The 18,663-nt window shown below is 34.3% G+C and carries 19 protein-coding genes and 1 tRNA gene; 17 read left to right on the top strand and 3 right to left on the bottom strand.

The features are described 5' to 3' along the window. Nucleotides 1-5 precede the first annotated feature (5 nt). Both ACGH6P_RS05425 and ACGH6P_RS05420 read left to right on the top strand, forming a co-directional pair. On the top strand, nucleotides 6-896 hold the full coding sequence (locus tag ACGH6P_RS05425; protein WP_267351599.1) for a LysR family transcriptional regulator: 891 nt from the start codon (nucleotides 6-8) through the stop codon (nucleotides 894-896). Between the two features lie 14 nt (nucleotides 897-910). Then, a complete protein-coding gene (locus ACGH6P_RS05420) occupies nucleotides 911-1,819 on the top strand; it encodes a LysR family transcriptional regulator (RefSeq protein WP_267351597.1) in 909 nt (302 codons plus the stop codon). Between the two features lie 276 nt (nucleotides 1,820-2,095). On the opposite strand, the gene ACGH6P_RS05415 is transcribed toward ACGH6P_RS05420, so the two are convergent. Together ACGH6P_RS05415 and gap are read right to left on the bottom strand one after the other, a co-directional pair. Next, on the bottom strand, nucleotides 2,096-2,662 hold the full coding sequence (locus ACGH6P_RS05415) for a TetR/AcrR family transcriptional regulator (protein ID WP_267351595.1): 567 nt from the start codon (nucleotides 2,660-2,662) through the stop codon (nucleotides 2,096-2,098). Between the two features lie 52 nt (nucleotides 2,663-2,714). Then, complete coding sequence (gap, locus tag ACGH6P_RS05410) at nucleotides 2,715-3,716, bottom strand: type I glyceraldehyde-3-phosphate dehydrogenase (RefSeq protein WP_411596970.1); 1,002 nt, start codon at nucleotides 3,714-3,716, stop codon at nucleotides 2,715-2,717. 207 nt (nucleotides 3,717-3,923) lie between these two features. On the opposite strand from gap, the gene ACGH6P_RS05405 reads away from it, so the two are divergent. The 9 genes from ACGH6P_RS05405 to ACGH6P_RS05365 all read left to right on the top strand — a co-directional run bounded on the left by ACGH6P_RS05405 (nucleotide 3,924) and on the right by ACGH6P_RS05365 (nucleotide 13,459). Then, nucleotides 3,924-5,084 (top strand): LeuA family protein, encoded by a 1,161-nt coding sequence (locus ACGH6P_RS05405; protein WP_411596913.1) that lies wholly within the window; start codon nucleotides 3,924-3,926, stop codon nucleotides 5,082-5,084. A gap of 3 nt (nucleotides 5,085-5,087) precedes the next feature. Beyond that, nucleotides 5,088-5,669 (top strand): cysteine hydrolase family protein, encoded by a 582-nt coding sequence (locus ACGH6P_RS05400; protein WP_411596912.1) that lies wholly within the window; start codon nucleotides 5,088-5,090, stop codon nucleotides 5,667-5,669. A 10-nt stretch (nucleotides 5,670-5,679) separates the two neighbouring features. After that, the gene (locus ACGH6P_RS05395) at nucleotides 5,680-6,690 is read left to right on the top strand and encodes a TauD/TfdA family dioxygenase (RefSeq protein ID WP_267359152.1); all 1,011 of its coding nucleotides are present in this window, start codon (nucleotides 5,680-5,682) and stop codon (nucleotides 6,688-6,690) included. Between the two features lie 14 nt (nucleotides 6,691-6,704). After that, the gene (locus tag ACGH6P_RS05390; RefSeq protein ID WP_267378004.1) at nucleotides 6,705-7,106 is read left to right on the top strand and encodes a cupin domain-containing protein; all 402 of its coding nucleotides are present in this window, start codon (nucleotides 6,705-6,707) and stop codon (nucleotides 7,104-7,106) included. Nucleotides 7,107-7,186: 80 nt separating this feature from the next. Beyond that, nucleotides 7,187-8,422, top strand: a complete 1,236-nt coding sequence (locus ACGH6P_RS05385) for an MFS transporter (protein ID WP_267359156.1) — start codon at nucleotides 7,187-7,189, stop codon at nucleotides 8,420-8,422. Further along, on the top strand, nucleotides 8,412-9,833 hold the full coding sequence (leuC, locus tag ACGH6P_RS05380) for a 3-isopropylmalate dehydratase large subunit (RefSeq protein WP_411596911.1): 1,422 nt from the start codon (nucleotides 8,412-8,414) through the stop codon (nucleotides 9,831-9,833). Before ACGH6P_RS05385 ends, leuC begins: the two co-directional genes overlap by 11 nt. Next, a complete protein-coding gene (gene leuD, locus ACGH6P_RS05375) occupies nucleotides 9,826-10,392 on the top strand; it encodes a 3-isopropylmalate dehydratase small subunit (RefSeq protein ID WP_267359160.1) in 567 nt (188 codons plus the stop codon). Before leuC ends, leuD begins: the two co-directional genes overlap by 8 nt. Further along, nucleotides 10,389-12,245, top strand: coding sequence for an FAD/NAD(P)-binding protein (locus tag ACGH6P_RS05370; RefSeq protein ID WP_267359162.1), 1,857 nt, complete (start codon nucleotides 10,389-10,391; stop codon nucleotides 12,243-12,245). Before leuD ends, ACGH6P_RS05370 begins: the two co-directional genes overlap by 4 nt. Before the next feature lie 29 nt (nucleotides 12,246-12,274). After that, nucleotides 12,275-13,459 (top strand): aminotransferase class I/II-fold pyridoxal phosphate-dependent enzyme, encoded by a 1,185-nt coding sequence (locus ACGH6P_RS05365; protein ID WP_267359164.1) that lies wholly within the window; start codon nucleotides 12,275-12,277, stop codon nucleotides 13,457-13,459. A 1,327-nt stretch (nucleotides 13,460-14,786) separates the two neighbouring features. Here ACGH6P_RS05365 and ACGH6P_RS05360 read toward each other — a convergent pair. Further along, nucleotides 14,787-14,874 (bottom strand) — tRNA-Ser (locus ACGH6P_RS05360). 192 nt (nucleotides 14,875-15,066) lie between these two features. Here ACGH6P_RS05360 and ACGH6P_RS05355 point away from each other — a divergent pair. From ACGH6P_RS05355 to ACGH6P_RS05330, 6 genes are read left to right on the top strand one after another with little or no spacing between them, the layout of a single operon-like run. After that, the gene (locus ACGH6P_RS05355) at nucleotides 15,067-15,384 is read left to right on the top strand and encodes a TusE/DsrC/DsvC family sulfur relay protein (RefSeq protein ID WP_065559132.1); all 318 of its coding nucleotides are present in this window, start codon (nucleotides 15,067-15,069) and stop codon (nucleotides 15,382-15,384) included. A gap of 21 nt (nucleotides 15,385-15,405) precedes the next feature. Beyond that, nucleotides 15,406-15,699 (top strand): cell division protein FtsB, encoded by a 294-nt coding sequence (gene ftsB / locus ACGH6P_RS05350; RefSeq protein ID WP_267351592.1) that lies wholly within the window; start codon nucleotides 15,406-15,408, stop codon nucleotides 15,697-15,699. An 11-nt stretch (nucleotides 15,700-15,710) separates the two neighbouring features. Continuing rightward, nucleotides 15,711-16,427, top strand: a complete 717-nt coding sequence (gene ispD, locus ACGH6P_RS05345; protein WP_411596910.1) for a 2-C-methyl-D-erythritol 4-phosphate cytidylyltransferase — start codon at nucleotides 15,711-15,713, stop codon at nucleotides 16,425-16,427. After that, nucleotides 16,418-16,894 carry a 2-C-methyl-D-erythritol 2,4-cyclodiphosphate synthase gene (gene ispF, locus ACGH6P_RS05340; RefSeq protein ID WP_411596909.1) on the top strand — a complete coding sequence of 159 codons (477 nt, stop codon included), beginning with the start codon at nucleotides 16,418-16,420 and terminating at the stop codon, nucleotides 16,892-16,894. Before ispD ends, ispF begins: the two co-directional genes overlap by 10 nt. Before the next feature lie 30 nt (nucleotides 16,895-16,924). Beyond that, nucleotides 16,925-17,947, top strand: coding sequence for a tRNA pseudouridine(13) synthase TruD (gene truD, locus ACGH6P_RS05335; RefSeq protein ID WP_411596908.1), 1,023 nt, complete (start codon nucleotides 16,925-16,927; stop codon nucleotides 17,945-17,947). 5 nt (nucleotides 17,948-17,952) lie between these two features. After that, nucleotides 17,953-18,579 (top strand): protein-L-isoaspartate(D-aspartate) O-methyltransferase, encoded by a 627-nt coding sequence (locus ACGH6P_RS05330; RefSeq protein WP_267351587.1) that lies wholly within the window; start codon nucleotides 17,953-17,955, stop codon nucleotides 18,577-18,579. Nucleotides 18,580-18,663: the final 84 nt, after the last annotated feature.

Raw genomic sequence — 18,663 nt, 5'->3', positions numbered from 1 at the left:
CAAAAATGAAATTATCAATCGATGACTTACTCATATTTGTTAATGTAATTAAAGAAGGTAGTATCGTTAAAGCGTCAACTAAGCTTTCAATACCATCTCCGACAATCAGTAGGCGCTTAACTCAGTTAGAAGAAGCTATTGGTGGTCTTTTGATGTTCAGAAGCAGTAGAAAAATAACGCTGACGACATTGGGACAAATGTATATTGCTAAATTTACCAATTTAGTAGAGGAGTTTGTCGAAACAGCTGAAAATTTAAATGATTATTATAAAAAATTATCGGGCACAATTAAAATAACAGCACCAATAAGCCTGACACATCAATGGTTTGGTAAGTGTATTTTTTCTTTTATGAAAAAATACCCGGATATAAAAATAGATTTGATGGCAACTAATAAAGTTGTCGATTTGGCTGATTTGAATATTGATATTGCTATCCGAGTAGGAGATCTAACCGATAGCAGTTGGGTAGCTAAAAGAATCTTATTATCCAAAAATATATTGTGTACCTCTAAAGAATATTTAGAACGAATTGGTGGTTGTGCTCATCCAATTGATTTATTGGATAAAAATTTAATCAATATTAATCATAATTTAACTTGGTCACTGACCAATAAAACCCAAAATGAGTATTATGAAGTGAGGTCAATCCCATGTTTAGTCATGGATGATACGGAACTGATCATTGAGGCTGCAAAAGAAGGAATGGGAATTTGCTTTGTCCCATCTCAATTTGTCAAAAATAGTATATTAAAGGGGGAGTTGATACAAATATTACCAGATTGGATTGGCAGCACTAGACCTATTTATTTAATATTTAAGGATAGAAATTACATGCCTAATAGAGTAAGAATTTTCAAAGAACATATTGAAAATTATGTGGATTTAAATGTATAGAGGTTTAAGGCATAGTGGATATTTATAGTAAAAGATTACCTACTATAAAGCAGTTGCAGTATTTCGTAGCAGTTTGTGAAGAACGTAGTTTTAGAGGAGCGGCTGAAAAGTTAGGCGTAAGCCAACCACCGCTTTCAATTCAAATCAGGGATTTAGAAGAAAAGTTAAAGGTCACCCTTTTTTTGAGAAATTCCCATAATGTGGTTTTAACTAAAGAAGGAGAAGATCTTAAATCAAAAGCAACACGATTATTAAATGATCTTTGTTCCATAACCAAATCGATCAAATCGAGAGAAGTGAAAAAAGTAGTGCTAGGGACAACTAAAACACTTTGTTTTGACTTTATTCCTTACTTTAGATTATTTTTGTCGGATTTTAGCGAAGAAACCGAAATTTATAAACACAACTACACATCCAAAGAGCTGTTGTTAGAGCTACAAAAAGAAAATATTGATTTTGCTTTTGTTTCTGATTATCAAATGAGAGATATCAACGAAAATTCGTTATTAGTCTATAAAGAACCGATGATTTTAGTTTTACCTACTAGTCACCCCTGTAGTAAGCAAGAAAGAGTAGATCTTGATGATGTGACCGATTTACCACTCTTTTGGTTTAAACAATACTTAAATCCTGTTTTTTATGAACAGTGTGAACGAGTATTTAAAACGCTCAAACTTCCAATTGTACGGCGTGCAGAACTACAAGATAATTTATCTATGTTACTTGAAGTATCGTTAGGTAAAGGAATGATGCTATTGCCTCAGTCAATGACACAAGCAAAAGTTGAGGGAGTTGCATATAAAAAATTAATTAGGAGTCAAGATTTAAAATTAAAAATCGATATTTTTCTAATTTGGCGAAAAAACTTAAGAAAAAATTCCACCACTGACGCAATAATTAATTATTTTAAAAAATCAGAATAAAAGTACATAAAAAAATAAAAAGATCTGATTTTAATTGAAAAAATGATGTAAGTGCTGGATTAAATAAAAGTGCTAACTTTATATCTTTATATCTTTATATTTATTTCATTAAATTTTTATCTGAATTTTTAGCATTAAATTTTCTCCTGCGATTTTTATCTAAACCCCAGAGACGACATCAGTTCAATTTTTTAGTGGAAACAATCATATTGTCCACGACTAGTAATAAATGGAGTTGATAAAAACAAGTAAAAAAATAGGATTGTAAAACTTATGTTATGGCGTAAATATCTTCAATAATGTATTAATAGTTAGATGGAAATAGGAATCATCTTGCAATCCTTTTGCAGAAATATACGCACCTTGCAAAGCAGACATTAAGAGCGTTGCTGCTTCTAATGGTGCAAGAATATTAGAAATGCTACCCTCAGCAATCCCAATTTTTATAAGACTTTCTAGCGTTTTTTTCATAGACTCAAATCCACGATTAACCTCTGACGCTAACTTTTTGTTTTCCATAATAGCTCTATCTCGAGCCATTTGACCAACTACACATCCTCTATCTATGTTACGAGCTCTTAATAGCAGATCTGAAAGTTTATTATATGCATTTTTATCTGTATTTAGCACTGAAGCATTAAAACTTATTAGTTGATCTACGTTATATTTTATTGCATATAGGGACAGATCCTCTTTACCATTAAAATAATGGTAAAGGCTACCTTGACCGACTTCAGCACGAGTTAAAATATCTCTTGGGCTAGTAGCAGCTAGACCTTTTTCTAATAGAAGATCAGCCATAGCTTTAATTAGTTTATCTTTGGAATTTTGTTTATTATTCATTTTCACCATAAAAATCATACCATCAGTCGATAGTATGATTTTAATTAATTATTTATTTAATCTGTAAAATAGTATCCACTAAACGGTTTGAAAACCCCCATTCATTGTCATACCAACTAACAACTTTGAGTAGTTTTCCATCAATAACCTTAGTGAGTTTAGAGTCAAAAATAGATGAAGCTGAATTTTTAATAACATCTGATGATACAATTTCATCTTCTGTATAAACGAGAATACCATCTATTTTTTTAGAGCTGGTTGCTTGTTTAATGGTATCATTTACTAGTTGTTCTGTCACTTCTTTCTCTAGATTTAGAGTTAGATCTATCATTGATACTGTAATTACCGGAACCCGTACAGAACTACCATCTAATTTTCCATTCAACTCAGGGATGACAATACCAATTGATTGCGCAGCACCTGTTGATGTAGGAACAATATTTTGAGCAGCACTACGCGCTCGCCTCATATCACGGTGTGGAGCATCCTGTAGATTTTGATCTTGTGTATAAGCATGAATAGTTGTCATAAATCCCGATTTAATACCAAACTGCTCATGTAATACTTTAACTAACGGAGCTAAACAGTTTGTAGTACATGAGGCATTTGAAATAATGTGATGTTCATCTTTATTATACATGTGGTTGTTAACACCTTGAACAATAGTCAAATCAACATTTGATGCAGGCGCAGAGATGAGAACTTTTTTAGCCCCAGCTTTGATATGGGCTTGAGCTTTTTTTCCATCATTAAAGACACCTGTTGATTCTAGTACTATATCGATCTTGTGTTTCGCCCATGGGAGATTTTCAGGATTGCGCTCTTGATATACCACAATCTCATGACCATCAATCACCAAGCAACCTTTTTTTACTTCGATACTTTTAGCAAAACGTCCAAAAGCCGTATCATATTTTAAAAGATGTGCTAGTTGTTCAATCGAACCTAAATCATTGATCGCAACAATTTTGATATTATGCGAACTCTCATACAACGCACGCATAAAACTACGCCCAATACGACCAAAACCATTAATAGCTACATTTATCATAATTATCTCCGTTTATGTTTATATTACTTTTAATAAATACATATTAGTATGTATATTATGTAATAATATACCACGACATTTTAAAAGCAACAATTAGTTAAATTATTGTAAATATTAAAATATATTATTTTGTTTTATTTGTGTACAAGTTATTGTTTGTGTGATTTAATACATACCAGTATGTATGTTATTTTAAAAAAAGAGGGTAAAATGAGAAAAATATCTATACTGGATACAACGTTAAGAGATGGGGAACAAGCGCCACAAAATGCGATGAATCCAAAACAAAAACTTAATTTAGCTTTAGAGTTAGAGGCCTTGGGAGTTAATCATATTGAAACGGGGTTTCCTGCTTCATCTAAATTTGATTTTGAAGCTACAAAGTTGATTAGTCAGGAATTAACTTTATCAGGGATTGCAACATTTTCTCGAACGTTGGAAAAAGATGTACAACTTGCGTTTGATGCAGCTGGTAGAAGTAAAAACCATACTATTCAGATCGTGGCTACAGGTAGTGATATTCACTTAAGGAATAAACGTAATATTACTCGCGCACAATCTATTGATGAAATGATGAATACCGTTCGTTTTGTTTATCAAAATAGTGATTGTCGTATTTCTGTTGGTATTGAAGATGCTAGTCGTGCTAATTATGATTTTATGAAAGAAATGGCTCATGCCGCAGTAGATGCTGGTGCTAATCAGATTATTTTAGCTGATACCACTGGATTCTCTTCCCCCTTCGAATTTGGAAATCTTATCCGGTTTATTAAATCAGAAGTGGGGGAAAATATCAGTGTTTCAACTCATTGTCATAATGACTTGGGTCTTGCATTAGCGAATACTCTTGCTGGTATTGAAGCTGGTGCTGATGAAGTGCAGGTAACGCTAGGCGGTATCGGAGAACGAGCTGGAAACGCATCTTTAGAAACCGTTGCCTCAACGTTATTTTTTAAACGCGATATTTATCATGTTTATACCGATATCATATTAAGTAAACTATATAATGTATACCAATTGCTTTGTAGCACTATTTTTATGGATACAGCTCGAAATCAACCCATTTTTGGACCTTATGTATTTGGTACTGCTGCGGGAATACACCAACATGGTATTCTCGCTGATCCAAACACCTATGAGTTTGTTAAACCAAATATTTTTAATCGCCAACGTGAATTATTTGTTTCACGCCATTCAGGTAAGTCGATAATAAAACATTTACTCGATAAAAAGGGTATTGCAGCTAAGCCTAAGTTACTTGATGATCTTTATGAGAACTGTATTAATAATCGATTCGAAAATACTTGTTTAACGCTTTCTGAATTAGAAATAAAAGTTGAGAACTTTGTTTCTCAATACAGCAGGGACTAAATGATGACTAAAAAAGCTGTATTGGTTCTGGATGTTATTAATGAACTTGTTCATCCAGAAGGTAGTGTTGGACATGATGGGTTTTATGAGCAATCAAAAGAACGCAATATCATTAAAAATATTACAAGAGTATTAGATTTAGCAAGAAAATATAACATGATGATCATTTACGTAGTTTTTGGTTTTAGTAAAAATTATGCTGAGTGGTTACCTAACTCTAAACTATTTAAACATGTTAAAGGGCAAGAACAAGCAATCTTGGGCAGTTGGGCAACACAAATTTGTGATGAACTTTTGCCAAAAGAAGGAGAGTCAGTTATTACCAAGCATCAAATTGATCCATTTTTAAATACCAATTTAGATATGTTGCTTCGCCTGAATAATATTGAGGAAGTTATTTTAACAGGTGTTTCATCAGAGTTTGTAGTCCTTTCAACAGCGCTTTCTGCGCATGACAGAAATTATAATGTGCAAGTCCTTGAAGATTGTATTGCTTCATCGGATAAACATAGCCATGAATGTGCCGTCCACATTATTAGCAAAATTGCAAATATTGTTACCATTAATGAATTAACTTTTAAATAGGGAAATATGCATGAAATTAAATTTTACATTTGCACAGAGTGAAAAAGAACAGCTTGATCAACTTTTAACATTAAATACAAATAATCCCTATAGTGATTATCCTGCATTTAAGAAATATATTTCCACAATTATTGCTAAAGGTGTTGTGCCAGAAAGCTTGATATATGCCTGCAATGCAATCATAACTGATCGTACAGAGAAAGGTAATCATGTTCATATCTTGGGTAATTGCCCAATAGAGCATGAATTACCTGAGCTTAATTTAGATAATCCAACAGAACATAAATATCTAGCCAAAAATACATTCATTAGTGAAGGTTTCATGGAACTCATATCCCAACTTCTAAGCGCCCCTTTATTTTCATATCAAAGCCGTAATAATGGTGATTATTTTACCGATCTAGTTTCTTTCAATAAATTCAAAGGTAAAAAAACAGGTTTTACCGATGGTGACTTAATTTATCACTGCGATCGTTCTTATCATATGGTAAGAGCTGATTATGTATCTTTGTTAGGTTTACGTGTTAACGAATCTGAGCTTATTTATACTAACTACATCGATGCTAAAGAGTTAAAAAAACATTTGAGCGAAAAAACCATCTCAATATTATCTCAAAAAATATTTCAAACGGATGTCGATGACCGTTCTCGAGAAAGTAACAAAAATTGGCATAGTTCCACTATACATGCAATTTTACTTGAAAAAGATGAAATTCGTTATCAAGACACATTCACACGCCCTCAAGATCCTAATGATATTAGAGCAATTAAAGCTCTGCTGGAACTAAAAGATGCAATGAGTCAATCTGAAAAATTACGTCATATGATTAAAAAAGGAGAAATGTTAATTTTTGGTAATCAAACAGGCATCCATAATCGAGAGTGGATAGATGTCAACGATCCAGAACAAGGACGTAAACGTTGGTTACTAAAAACTTATAGTTTTTCTGATACGTCTAAAGTTCATGAATATTCAAACTGGGCAACAGTGAACGATCCAACTTGCTTTATCGATAATTGAGGTAAGGATAAATTATGACCTTACCATTCAAAATTGATCAGTTACCTGAAATTTTACCAAGGCTCCTAATTGGAACGCTCCGTGAAAGACTACGCAAAGAAGACATTAAGTTCGAACCTATTGTTACTAATGGGCGTGCAAATGCAGAAGTCCATTGGTTGTTTAAAGGTGAAGAATCAAATGGAGCCTCAGGAGCAATTATTCGTTATAACAAAGGTGGATATAGCCCTCTGCATTTACATACAGGGTTTGAGTTAATGTATATATTGGAGGGTGAAATGCATACATCAATGGGTACAGTGAAAAAAAATGATCTGATATTACTTAGACCTGGTTCTGTGCATGAGTCATGGGCATCAGATATTGGATGTATCAGCTTGATTATTTGGTTAGAACCCGTAAAAAAAATTGATTGAACTATATATTTAGGGGATATAAGCCCTAAATATAACCAACTATTTTTAATTGCAATTGACTATATTTAATTGAGGAAAAAATGAATAAAAAAGATAATTATCGTTGGTTTGTGCTTGGCGTTGGTGTGCTCGCACAAGCAACATTTGCAATGGGATTTGCTGGTATTCCTATAACAGGAATTTTAATGCGAGATGCTTATAATTTTTCATTATATGAACTTGGTTTTGTTTTAGGTGCTATGGGGCTGGGTGTTGCGGCTTCAGAGATAATTTGGGGAATCCTCACAGATAAGTTAGGGGACAAGACAGTTCTAACTCTAGGTTTATGGTCATCAGCAGGAGTATTTGTTGTAATAGCTGTATCACTTACTCCGGAGGCTTCGTATGATGGTGTTAAATATTTACACTTGGCAGGAACTTTAGCAATAGCAGGAATCTTTGGTGGTAGCATTAACTCATCATCAGGTAGAACGATAATGTCGTGGTTTGATGATAGTGAGCGTGGCTTTGCTATGAGTATACGCCAAACTGCAATCCCTGTTGGAGGCGCAATTGGAACAGGTTTGTTTCCTTGGTTAGCCTATACATATGGTTTTGAAGTGACTTTTATTGTATTAGCCACTATAGGTTTTATTGTCGGCCTTGTTGTTGTATTCTTTATCAATTCTAAGCATACCGAATTAAAATATACAGACAAATCAACTCTCTCAGTATCTTCACCATTAAAAAGTTTTGAAGTATGGAAAATTGTTATGTCTGCTGGTTTTCTAACTGTACCTCAAATGGCAGTACTTACATTCGGGGGAGTCTATATGCGAGATGTTCTAAATATAGATTTAGCATCGATTTCTATTATTCTCATTGGTGTTCAGATAGGTGGAGGAATACTTAGGATTTGGTCCGGTTACTACACTGACAGAAAAAAGAATCGTATTCCTTTGTTAAAGTATTTCGCTATCCTTGGTGGAATTACTTCTTTGGTGCTTTGTTTAATGGTAAGTAACACGTATATGGGAGTTGTATTTCTTGTGTTAACCGGCTTGTTTGGCCACGCCTGGCATGGTATTGCTTACACCGAAGCGGCTGTTAGAGCAGGCGTTAATCGTGCAGGTACTGCATTAGGTATGGTAGGCACCACTGTATTTATCTCATCGTTTCTAACCCCTATTCTAGTTTCCCGTGTCGCATATGTCTACGGATGGAGAGCTGTATGGGCAACTGTAGCTATTTTAACATTTTCGGCTTTATTATGTTTTATTTTATTTCCTAGAAATAAAGAGCCTTTAGCATCTATTGGTGAAGTCGATGAATCCTAAGACAATTGTTCAGAAAATTTGGCAATCACATATTGTTGACTCTTTAGGAGCGGGAGAAGTTCTTATCTATATAGATTTGCATCTTCTTCATGAAATTAATACTCCACCTGCGTTTGAAGGATTAAAAGAAAAAGGTATAAAGGTCCATAGACCCGATAGAACATTATCAACTGAAGATCATAATACACCTACAACGTCTGTTATTGATATGAATAAAGATTCTTTAACATGGACTCAAATTGACCTCTTACGAAGAAATTGTGAATTACACGGCATCAAGCATAATAAACTGGGTTCATACGAGCAAGGGATAACCCATGTTATTGCACCTGAGCAAGGCAGAGTGATACCTGGAATAACATTAGTCTGCTGTGATTCTCATACAACAACACACGGTGCATTTGGTGCTTTAGCATATGGTATTGGAACTAGCCAAGTAGAACATGTTTTAGCTACCCAAACGTTACGAGCAATCCCTTTTAAAACAATGTGTATACAAGTTGATGGCAAATTATCAGTGAATGTTGATGCTAAAGACTTAGCACTTTCGATCATTCGAAAAATAGGAACTGGAGGTGGGCAGGGTTATATTATTGAATATACAGGTAGTACAATCTCATCACTTTCGATGGAACAACGCATGACACTTTGTAATATGACCGTTGAGACTGGTGCAAGTGCAGGAATTATCTCTCCTGACGACACTACTATTAGCTATCTTCAAAAAGCTTTAGCAAAGCGTCAAATAAAAGTTTCTCAAGAAATGATTCAAGAATGGATGTCTTATGCCACTGATCGAGAAGCAAAATTCGATAAATATGTCCAAATTGATGCCGAACAAATTCAACCTATGATTACATGGGGGACAAATCCCTCTCAAGTAATATCACTAGGAGAAAAGATCCCTTTTATTGAAAAAATTGATGATCCAAGCGAGTGTCTAGCTGCTAGACAGGCTATTGAATACATGGGATTACATGAAGGAGAAACTGTTTCCATGTTACCAATCACTAATGTATTTATTGGGTCTTGTACCAATGGACGTATTGAGGATCTTAGAGTTGTAGCATCTCTTCTTAAATATCACGAAGTTCATTCTAATGTAAATATGTTGATTGTACCTGGTTCAATGGCTGTTTATAGACAAGCAGTGAAGGAAGGATTGGATAAAATTTTTGAAAGAGCAGGCGCCGACTTTCGCCGCCTTTCTGGATGCTCTCTTTGTGTAGGTTTGAATAGTGATAAATTAAAATCAGGTAAACGAGTTGTTTCAACCAGTAATAGAAATTTTGAGGGAAGACAAGGAATTGGAGTTAGGACACATATTACTTCCCCACGAATCGCAACACTTTCGGCAATCAAAGGCCACATTCCAACAGTAGATGATCTAGAGTTACTAAATAATGAATAGACAATTTTATCGCGGCAGAGGGATGCCACTGCTTAAAAACAATATTGATACAGACCAAATTATGCCTGCCAGATTTTGCTACAAACCTACTAGATTTGGGCATGAAAATTCGTTGTTTGCTGATTGGCGAGAAGATCCTAACTTCATTATGAATAATCCTAAATATCAACGTGCTACGATTTTAGTTGCAGGTCGTGAGTTTGCGACTGGTTCTTCGCGTGAGTTTGCTGTTTGGGGGCTGAAAGATTGGGGATTTAAAATCATTATAGCCCCAAGCTTTGGCGATATATTTTATAAAAATGCTTCGATTAATGATCTATTACCTTTAATTTTAAAAGAAGATGATATTGAAAGACTTTGGTCACAATTACTTAATGATCATTACATGGAAATCGGAATAGATCTAGTCAAAGAACAGGTCTCTACCAAAAACGAAATATTTCAATTAAAAATTGAGCCAATCGTTAAGAAACGTTATATAGATAATCTTGATGATGTAAAAGAAACCATGAAATCATTAAATAAAATAAAATTATTTGAATATAGGAATAAAAAATGACAATAAATACTATTACTATTATCGGGCTTGGTCCGCGTGGAATGTCTGTTCTTGAAAGACTAGTTGCTCGTCTTAATAAAATTAAATTAACAGAACAATTGAATATCATTGTAGTCGATGATCGGTGTATTGGACAGGGGCGAATTTGGGATAGTTCGCAAAGTAAAAGTTACATTATGAACACACTATCTACGGAAATTTCTGCATTTTCTGGCCATGGGCCTATTGAAGGAGCAGCACCCGGATGTGGTCCTTCTTTTGCCGAATGGTGGAAAAATGAATATAGCGACTTTGATGATTATCAGGGATTTGCCCCAAGAAAGTATTATGGTGAGTACTTATATTTTTTATATAAAACAATATTATCTAACCTTCCTAAAAATGTACAACTAATTGAATACAAGGATACTATTATTGATATTGAAAAGCAGAATGAAAGCTATCTTGTTGTATCAAAGCAACATGGTTCTTGGATTAACAGAGCGGTAGTAATAACTACTGGTCACTCTACTAACAAATATCAAGGATATTTTAAAAAGCTGGAAGACTTTGCAAAAACTGATAATAAAGTAACATTTTATGCCAGCGATTCAGCAAATGAAATGGATTTTACATCTATATATCCCCAAGAGAAGGTGGGTGTTATTGGTATAGGTCTTTCATTTTTTGATATTATCGCTGAATTAACAGAAGGGCGTGGTGGTAAATATATAGAATCTGATAATAATCAAATAATTTATTTTCCTTCAGGAAAAGAACCGATTTTATATTGTGGTTCGCGAAGTGGTTTACCCATTTTAGCTAGAGGACGCAATCAGAAACCAGCTGATTATAAATTCAGTGGTATCATTTTCACAATTGAGAAGATTGCGGTTTTACGTCAGAAAATGGCAGATAACTTAGATTTCAATTATGATGTTTGGCCTTTATTAGAAGCTGAAGTTAACTTAATTTATTTTCGACAACTTATTTTTAATCAACTCGGTCGGATAGCTGCAGATCAATTTATTACAATGATCCAAGAACAGCAAGTTGAAGATAGTGTTTTATTAGCATCAATTGCCTCGGAGATATTAAGTAAAAAAATTACACCGCTTGATCTCAAACGGCTAGCAAGACCTTTTGATGAGCAAATTTTCAATAGTGTTGAGGAATGGGAAAAAAACTTAATCGATTTATTATTGTCTGATTTATCAGAAGCTATCGATGGGAACGTAAATTCACCTTTAAAAAGTGCATTAGATGTATTGCGTTATTCTCGTGATAGTTTACGTGAGGCTATTGATTTTGGGGGATTGACTCCAGACACACATCAATCGTTCCTCCATGATTATGTTCCTATCATCACATTGCTTTCAGCTGGTCCACCTTTGTTTCGCATAAAACAACTTTTGGCACTGATTAAAGTTGGGATAGTTTCGATAGCACCGCCTAAAGCACGATTTGAAATAGGTGAACACTGCTATATTCTATTATCAGATATGCTTGAGCAGTATGAACAAAAAGTCACAACATTAATCGATGCTCGAGTTCCTATTGCTAATCTCCAGCAGGACAAAAACCCGCTAACTATTAAATTATATGAACGTGGAATTTACACTCCCTTCATAAATAGAGACGAAGAAGGCAATGTATTCGAAACGGGTGGCGTTAATGTAACTCCCTCCCCTTTTAATCCAATTGGTGCAGATGGGACAATTCATAACCATCTGTTTGTATTAGGTATTCCCACAGAGCATGTACGTTGGTTTATGCAATCAGGAAGTAGTCGTCCATCACACTGGATTGATTTTATGATTGATGCTGACTCGATTGCAAAGGCTGTGCTATCAATTTGCGTGAAAAATAAATAACGTATTGAAATAATCTAGGAACAATTAGTATGTTTTATATTGAAAATAAGATCACACTTGATCCCATAGCAGAGATTGCATCCCTAATCGCTAAAGATAATCGAGAGAATATAATGAATTTATGTCTTGGGTATTTTGAAAGTGAAATTAATAAAACAACGGGATTTACCGTCTTAAACAGTCCTAATGCTTCAATCATAGATGAAGAAAACATTGATTTCTCTATACTTGGCGAAAATACATTTCGTAGAGAAATTGCTTCTTTGTTGAGCATTCAAACATCCAACCAGTATTATCAATCTGTTGTTCAAACAATAGGAGCATCAGGAGGAATATGGTTAATTTTCTCTATTCTCAAACGATTTGAGCAGTGCCGTAGAGTATGGTTTAGCAGTCCTACTTGGGGTAACCATATTGAAATTGCCAAAAATACTAACTTAGATTTTTCCTATTATCACTATTCTCTGAATGAGAATGGGGAACTGGATTTCGAGCTAATGTTAAAATCTATTTCTCGAATGGAAAGTGGGGATATTCTTCTCATTCAAGGTTGTTGTCATAACCCTTTAGGCGTTGATTTAAGCTTAGAACAATGGGAAATTGTAGCAATTTTAGCAAAAGACAAAAAAGTGTCGGTTGTTGTGGATTTTGCCTATATGGGATTGGCTAATGGTATAGAACAAGATAAAAATGTTCTGTTGCCGTTGTATAAGCACTTAGATTATTTTTTTGTTGTTAATTCATTCTCGAAAAGCTTGGGACTTTATGGTGAGAGGCTGGGCACATTGACTTGTTTTGCTAAGGATAACAAAATTGTAGAGGGTTTTGAAATATATGCTAAACAGATTGTGCGTTCAACATACTCAATGCCTCCTCAGAATATCGCAAAGAAAGTTGCAAAAGTCATTGGAAGTAAAACATTAGCAACTATATGGTATGAAGAATTAACTCAATTATCTAATAGTTTACATTTACGTAAGAAAGCATTACTCGAGGCTCTTTTTGAAGTGGGATTAGATAAATTAGTGACAAATCAGAACAGTAATGGGATGTTTATCAATCTTAACCTTACAACCTTAGAAATTTCTGAATTAGCAAAAAAATACGCTATTTATATTCTTACTAATGGAAGGTTGAGCTTAGCTTGTCTTCAATTGGTTGATATCTCAAGGCTTGTTGAAGCATTGAAAATGATAAAATATTACCAAGAATAATTTTTTATGGATTCAAATATTGCTGATTGTAAAATGACTTCCATTTTTCGTTTAATTAAGTATTTATAGATAATAACAAGCGTTTAAAATGGATTTTGGCGTTGGTATTTTACAAGATAAAAAATGTAAAACATCAGACATGAAAGCGGTTAAACTTGCTGAGCATTAGATTAAAGCTTAAGAAAACTTAAAAGTTTATAAAGATTTTGTCGGAAATGGAGAATACAAAAATAGCGAAGGCATAGGCATGCAATGAATGTTTGTTTCTTTGTAGCCATGCTGAGCTCGGAATAGGACTAAGTCGTAGAATGCAAGTTTAAACGAATTTCGTAGGAGAGCTGATCCCATTCGTTTCAGTGGGTTTACCCTAACACATCACTGAGGTGTTCAAGAAATTTAGGGCTTGGGATTGTGCATTACATTAGCTAAGATGTGAAAGCTACCGCGAAGGCCATAAGGCTTAGTTATCCGTAATATAATACAACCTGAAGATTGGCTATCATGGTACATATTAATCATCATTTTTTGTTTTTCTGCAATTTTCTGTAAAATATAGTAAAGAATTTGCTACTAGATCAGGAAAAATAGTAAGGTTGTTATCGAAATAATATCAACTGTGATGTTATTTAGTTCATCCCCCTTTAGGCTTTCAGGCAATGTTAATTTAAATTTTATTGTTCTACTTGCTTGCTCAACAATTTTTTCTCTATAAATGAATCTTGTTTATTCTATTTTTTCTTTCAAGATCAGATTCATTAAAAATTCAATAAAATACTGGTCTTTATATGCTTATAGTTTTCTCAAAATAAATAGTTTAATTAAATTTGGTAGTATTTGATGGGATTAATAAAAATCACTTAAATATTAATAGTACCTACCAATTATGTGCCCTCATTTTAATGGACGTTTTAAGTAATATAACCTCGACTAATTTAAGTGCAATTTTGCAAAGGTAGTTTATATGCCAAATTAATATTTTTGACCAATAATTGCGTACTGGTTATTGCATTTAAACTGGGGAATTTTTCCTAAGTTTTATCCTAAGGTGATTTTGGGTAAGAATGAATTTGTTATTATTAATATAACATAATTTTATGGAATAGAAGTCATTGATGTTATAAGTTTATATGAAGAAATGGTATAGGTCTAACGTCCAATTAAAAAGAATTGAGGTAAATTCGATGTTGTTAAAAAATTTACTATATACAGATTCTAAAATTATTATGACTATTTAATAATTATTAACGATTTTAGCATGGATAGAAAAATGGGGAAATACTCGACGTTACTAAAAACTTCACCTTTTTCAATACATTGAATTGAAAAATGGCGGAAGCGCAGAGATTCGAACTCTGGGAGGGTCGCCCCTCGCCGGTTTTCAAGACCGGTGCTTTCAACCGCTCAGCCACACTTCCGCAATGGCTGTGAATATTAAAGGAGTCGGACTTATTTGTAAATAGCTATTTTTGAAAAAAAGCTTGTTTGCTTTAATTTTCGTCAATTTTAAGCATTATTGGCTCCATACTGTGACTTTAAACATCAAAATTAGTGTTGGATTGCATATAATTGAGTATAATATCCAGAAAATAAAACAGCGTACTAAAAAAATGTTAGAACAGATAAAAACAGATGATAACGGTTATTTAAAAAATTGGCAGGATTGGTCTGTTGAACTTGTGCCAGAACTGGCGTTACAAGAATCGATCGAATTAACTCAGGCGCACTGGGATGTTATCTTGTTTGTTCGTGATTTCTATTTGGAATATAAAACGTCACCTGCGATTCGAGCATTAGTCAAAGCATTAGAAAAAAAATTTGGACCAGAAAAAAGCAATAGCCGTTACTTATATAAATTATTCCCAGAAGGACCAGCAAAACAAGCAACGAAATTGGCTGGATTACCTAAACCAGTAAAATGTATCTAGATTAAAGGTAAAATTAAACGTATGAGGCAATGGAAAATAGTATTAATATTGCTGGTGTTACTTGGTTATCTGCAATACTCTTTATGGTTTGGAAAAAATAATGTCTATGATTATCAAGAAAATGTGCAAATGCTTGCAAGCTTGCATGAACAAAACAATAAACTTAAAGTCCGTAATGAACAGATGTTTGCCGAGATTAATGATTTGCAACGTGGTTCAGAAGCGATAGAAGAGCGAGCACGTAGCCATTTAGGCATGGTTAAGCCTAATGAATATTTTTACCGAATCATTATCGACTCAAATTCTCATCAATAATAAGGCATTATGTGAACAACACGAGTAATATTATTGCAATCGTTCCGGCAGCTGGGATTGGTAGCCGAATGAATAGCCAAACGCCTAAACAGTATCTTAAAATTGGTTCAATGACCATTTTAGAACATACATTACAAAAGTTACTATCTCATCCACGAATAGGCAAGATTATTGTTGCTATCCATGCTAAAGATCATCTTTTTGCAACTCTACCTATTGCAACTCATCCTCGAATTCATGTTGTCAAAGGTGGTTCAACTCGTGCTGATTCAGTCTTAGCTGGGCTACAGGTTTTAAATGATGAACAATGGGCTTTAGTGCATGATGCAGCCAGACCTTGTGTTGATCATAATGATATAAATCGTTTGATAAACACCGTGTTTGAAAAACAACAAGGTGCTATTTTAGCAACGCGTATCAGTGATACTGTCAAACGAGCTTACCAGACCAATGACAACGTTATCGAATCTTCAGAAGATCGTACGTATTTGTGGGGGGCTGCAACGCCTCAACTATTTAAGGTTGGTGAGTTGAAGTCTTGTTTACAACTTGCTTTAAATAATCATGTGCCAATTACTGATGAAGCCTCAGCGATTGAATATGCTGGTGGACATCCTCTATTAGTTGAGTGCCGTCGGGATAATATAAAAATTACACATCCAGAAGATTTAGCGCTGGCCTCATTTTATTTAACTAACCAAATGCAAAAAGGTGATTTATGCGAATAGGGCACGGATTTGATGTTCATAAATTTGGAGGGGAAGGGCCCATCACCTTAGCTGGTGTAAAAATACCCTATCAATATGGTTTGGTTGCACACTCTGATGGTGATGTTGTGTTACATGCGATTACTGATGCGCTAATTGGCGCATTAGCACTAGGCGATATTGGAAAACTTTTTCCTGATACTGATTCTAAATATAAAGGTATTGATAGTCGAATATTACTCAAAGAGGTCTATGGCATTGTTCAAGCAAAAGGTTACAAGTTGGTCAATTTAGATACCACTATTATTGCACAAGAACCCAAAATGCGTCCTCATGTTGATCAGATGCGAGTTAATATAGCTGAAGATCTCAATGTTCATTTTGATCAAATCAGTGTTAAAGCCACCACGACTGAACAACTAGGCTTTACTGGGCGCAAAGAAGGTATTGCATGTGAAGCGGTAGTATTACTCTCTCAAAAACGTTAAATTGATTCATTTACTTAATAGGCATTACACGTGTTAGCAGAACTTAATTTTTTATATGGAAAGCCGAAAACAACGGGACAATACAAGCAACAATATGAAGACTTTGTGGTAACAGAAGATCTTGGTTTTGAATTAACCGGCGAAGGTGAACATGTTTTAGTTTATCTTGAAAAAAAAGATTGTAATACTATTTTTGTTGCTGAACAGTTAGCTAAATATGTCGGTATTTCGCCAAAATTGGTGAGCTATGCAGGGCTTAAAGATCGACATGCAGTGACTCGGCAATGGTTCAGTTTACATATGCCAGGAAAGGAATCACCTGATTTTACTGATTTTGATTTGGCAGGCTGTCAAATTCTAAAGGTTACAAGGCATAATAAAAAATTAAAAATAGGTGCGTTAAAAGGTAATTATTTTAATATAAAACTCACTAACTTAAGTGATACTATTGAACTTGAATCAAAATTAGCTTCCATTAAGCAACATGGCGTACCCAATTATTTTGGCGAACAGCGCTTTGGTCGAGATGATAATAATATAATTCAAGCATTAAAATGGGCTAATGGTGAAATTACCGTTAAAGATCGTAAAAAAAGAAGTTTTTATCTTTCGGCAGCACGAAGTGCGATTTTTAATGATGTTGTCAGTAAACGTATCGAACAAGGTCTGCATCAAACCGTTTTAGAAGGTGATATTTTGCAATTAGCCCAACGAGGAAGTTGGTTTGTTGCGCAATCGAATGACCTGTCATTACTACAGTCACGCCTATTAAATGGTGAAATTAATATTACTGCACCTATGATTGGGGATTCTCAACTTGGTACTCAATCTTGTTCACTCGAATTTGAGCAAAAATGTTTAGCCAACTGGTCACAATTTACTGAATTATTTAAGAAAGAGCGGGTTGAAACCGCAAGGCGTTCAATATTATTGCACCCACAGCACCTTAATTGGCAATGGATAAATGATGATAGCATTGAAATTAACTTCTATTTAACATCAGGTTGTTATGCAACAAGTGTAATACGAGAATTGATTACAGGAAATGAGTAACTAACATGCAAAGTTTAAAAATGCAGTCTCTAATTCAATTATTGCGTCAGCAAGGAATTAAAGATGAACGTGTATTAGCCGCGATAGCCTCAACACCTCGAGAGCATTTTATTGATGAAGCCCTTTCTCATCAAGCTTATGATGATCGTTCTTTGCCCATTGGTAGTGGACAGACTATATCACAACCTTATATCGTTGCCCGAATGACTGAATTGTTAAAGCTTGAACCCGATTCAAAAGTTCTTGAAATAGGGACGGGTTCAGGTTATCAAACGGCGATTTTGGCAAAGTTAGTTGATCACGTTTGTTCGATCGAGAGAATCAAAAGTTTACAATGGAATACTAAACGTCGTTTAAAACAACTCGACATTCACAATATTGCTACTCGACATAGTAATGGTTGGTTAGGGTGGCCAGAGCGTGGTCCCTTTGATGGGATTATTGTTACCGCAGCCGCTTCTGAAGTACCAATTAATCTTGTTAAACAATTAGCAGATAAAGGTCGATTAGTGATACCCGTAGGGGTAAACCATCAAGTTTTACAATTAATTGAGCGTAGTGGCGATAGTTATATAACGAAAAATATGGGCGAAGTAAAATTTGTACCTTTGGTAAAAGGTGAAATTGAATAATGGCTGTTTATTTATGTTAATGCCAATATTTCGATAGGTTAACTTCAAAAATTAAAATATCAATTTAGGTTTATCTCATTGCTA

It is taken from the genome of Gilliamella sp. CG25, from assembly GCF_046635705.1.
Classification (GTDB): domain Bacteria; phylum Pseudomonadota; class Gammaproteobacteria; order Enterobacterales; family Orbaceae; genus Gilliamella; species Gilliamella apicola_I.
The sequence above is the reverse complement of the archived record's forward strand: the minus strand, read 5'-3'. Positions and strand labels throughout refer to the sequence as shown.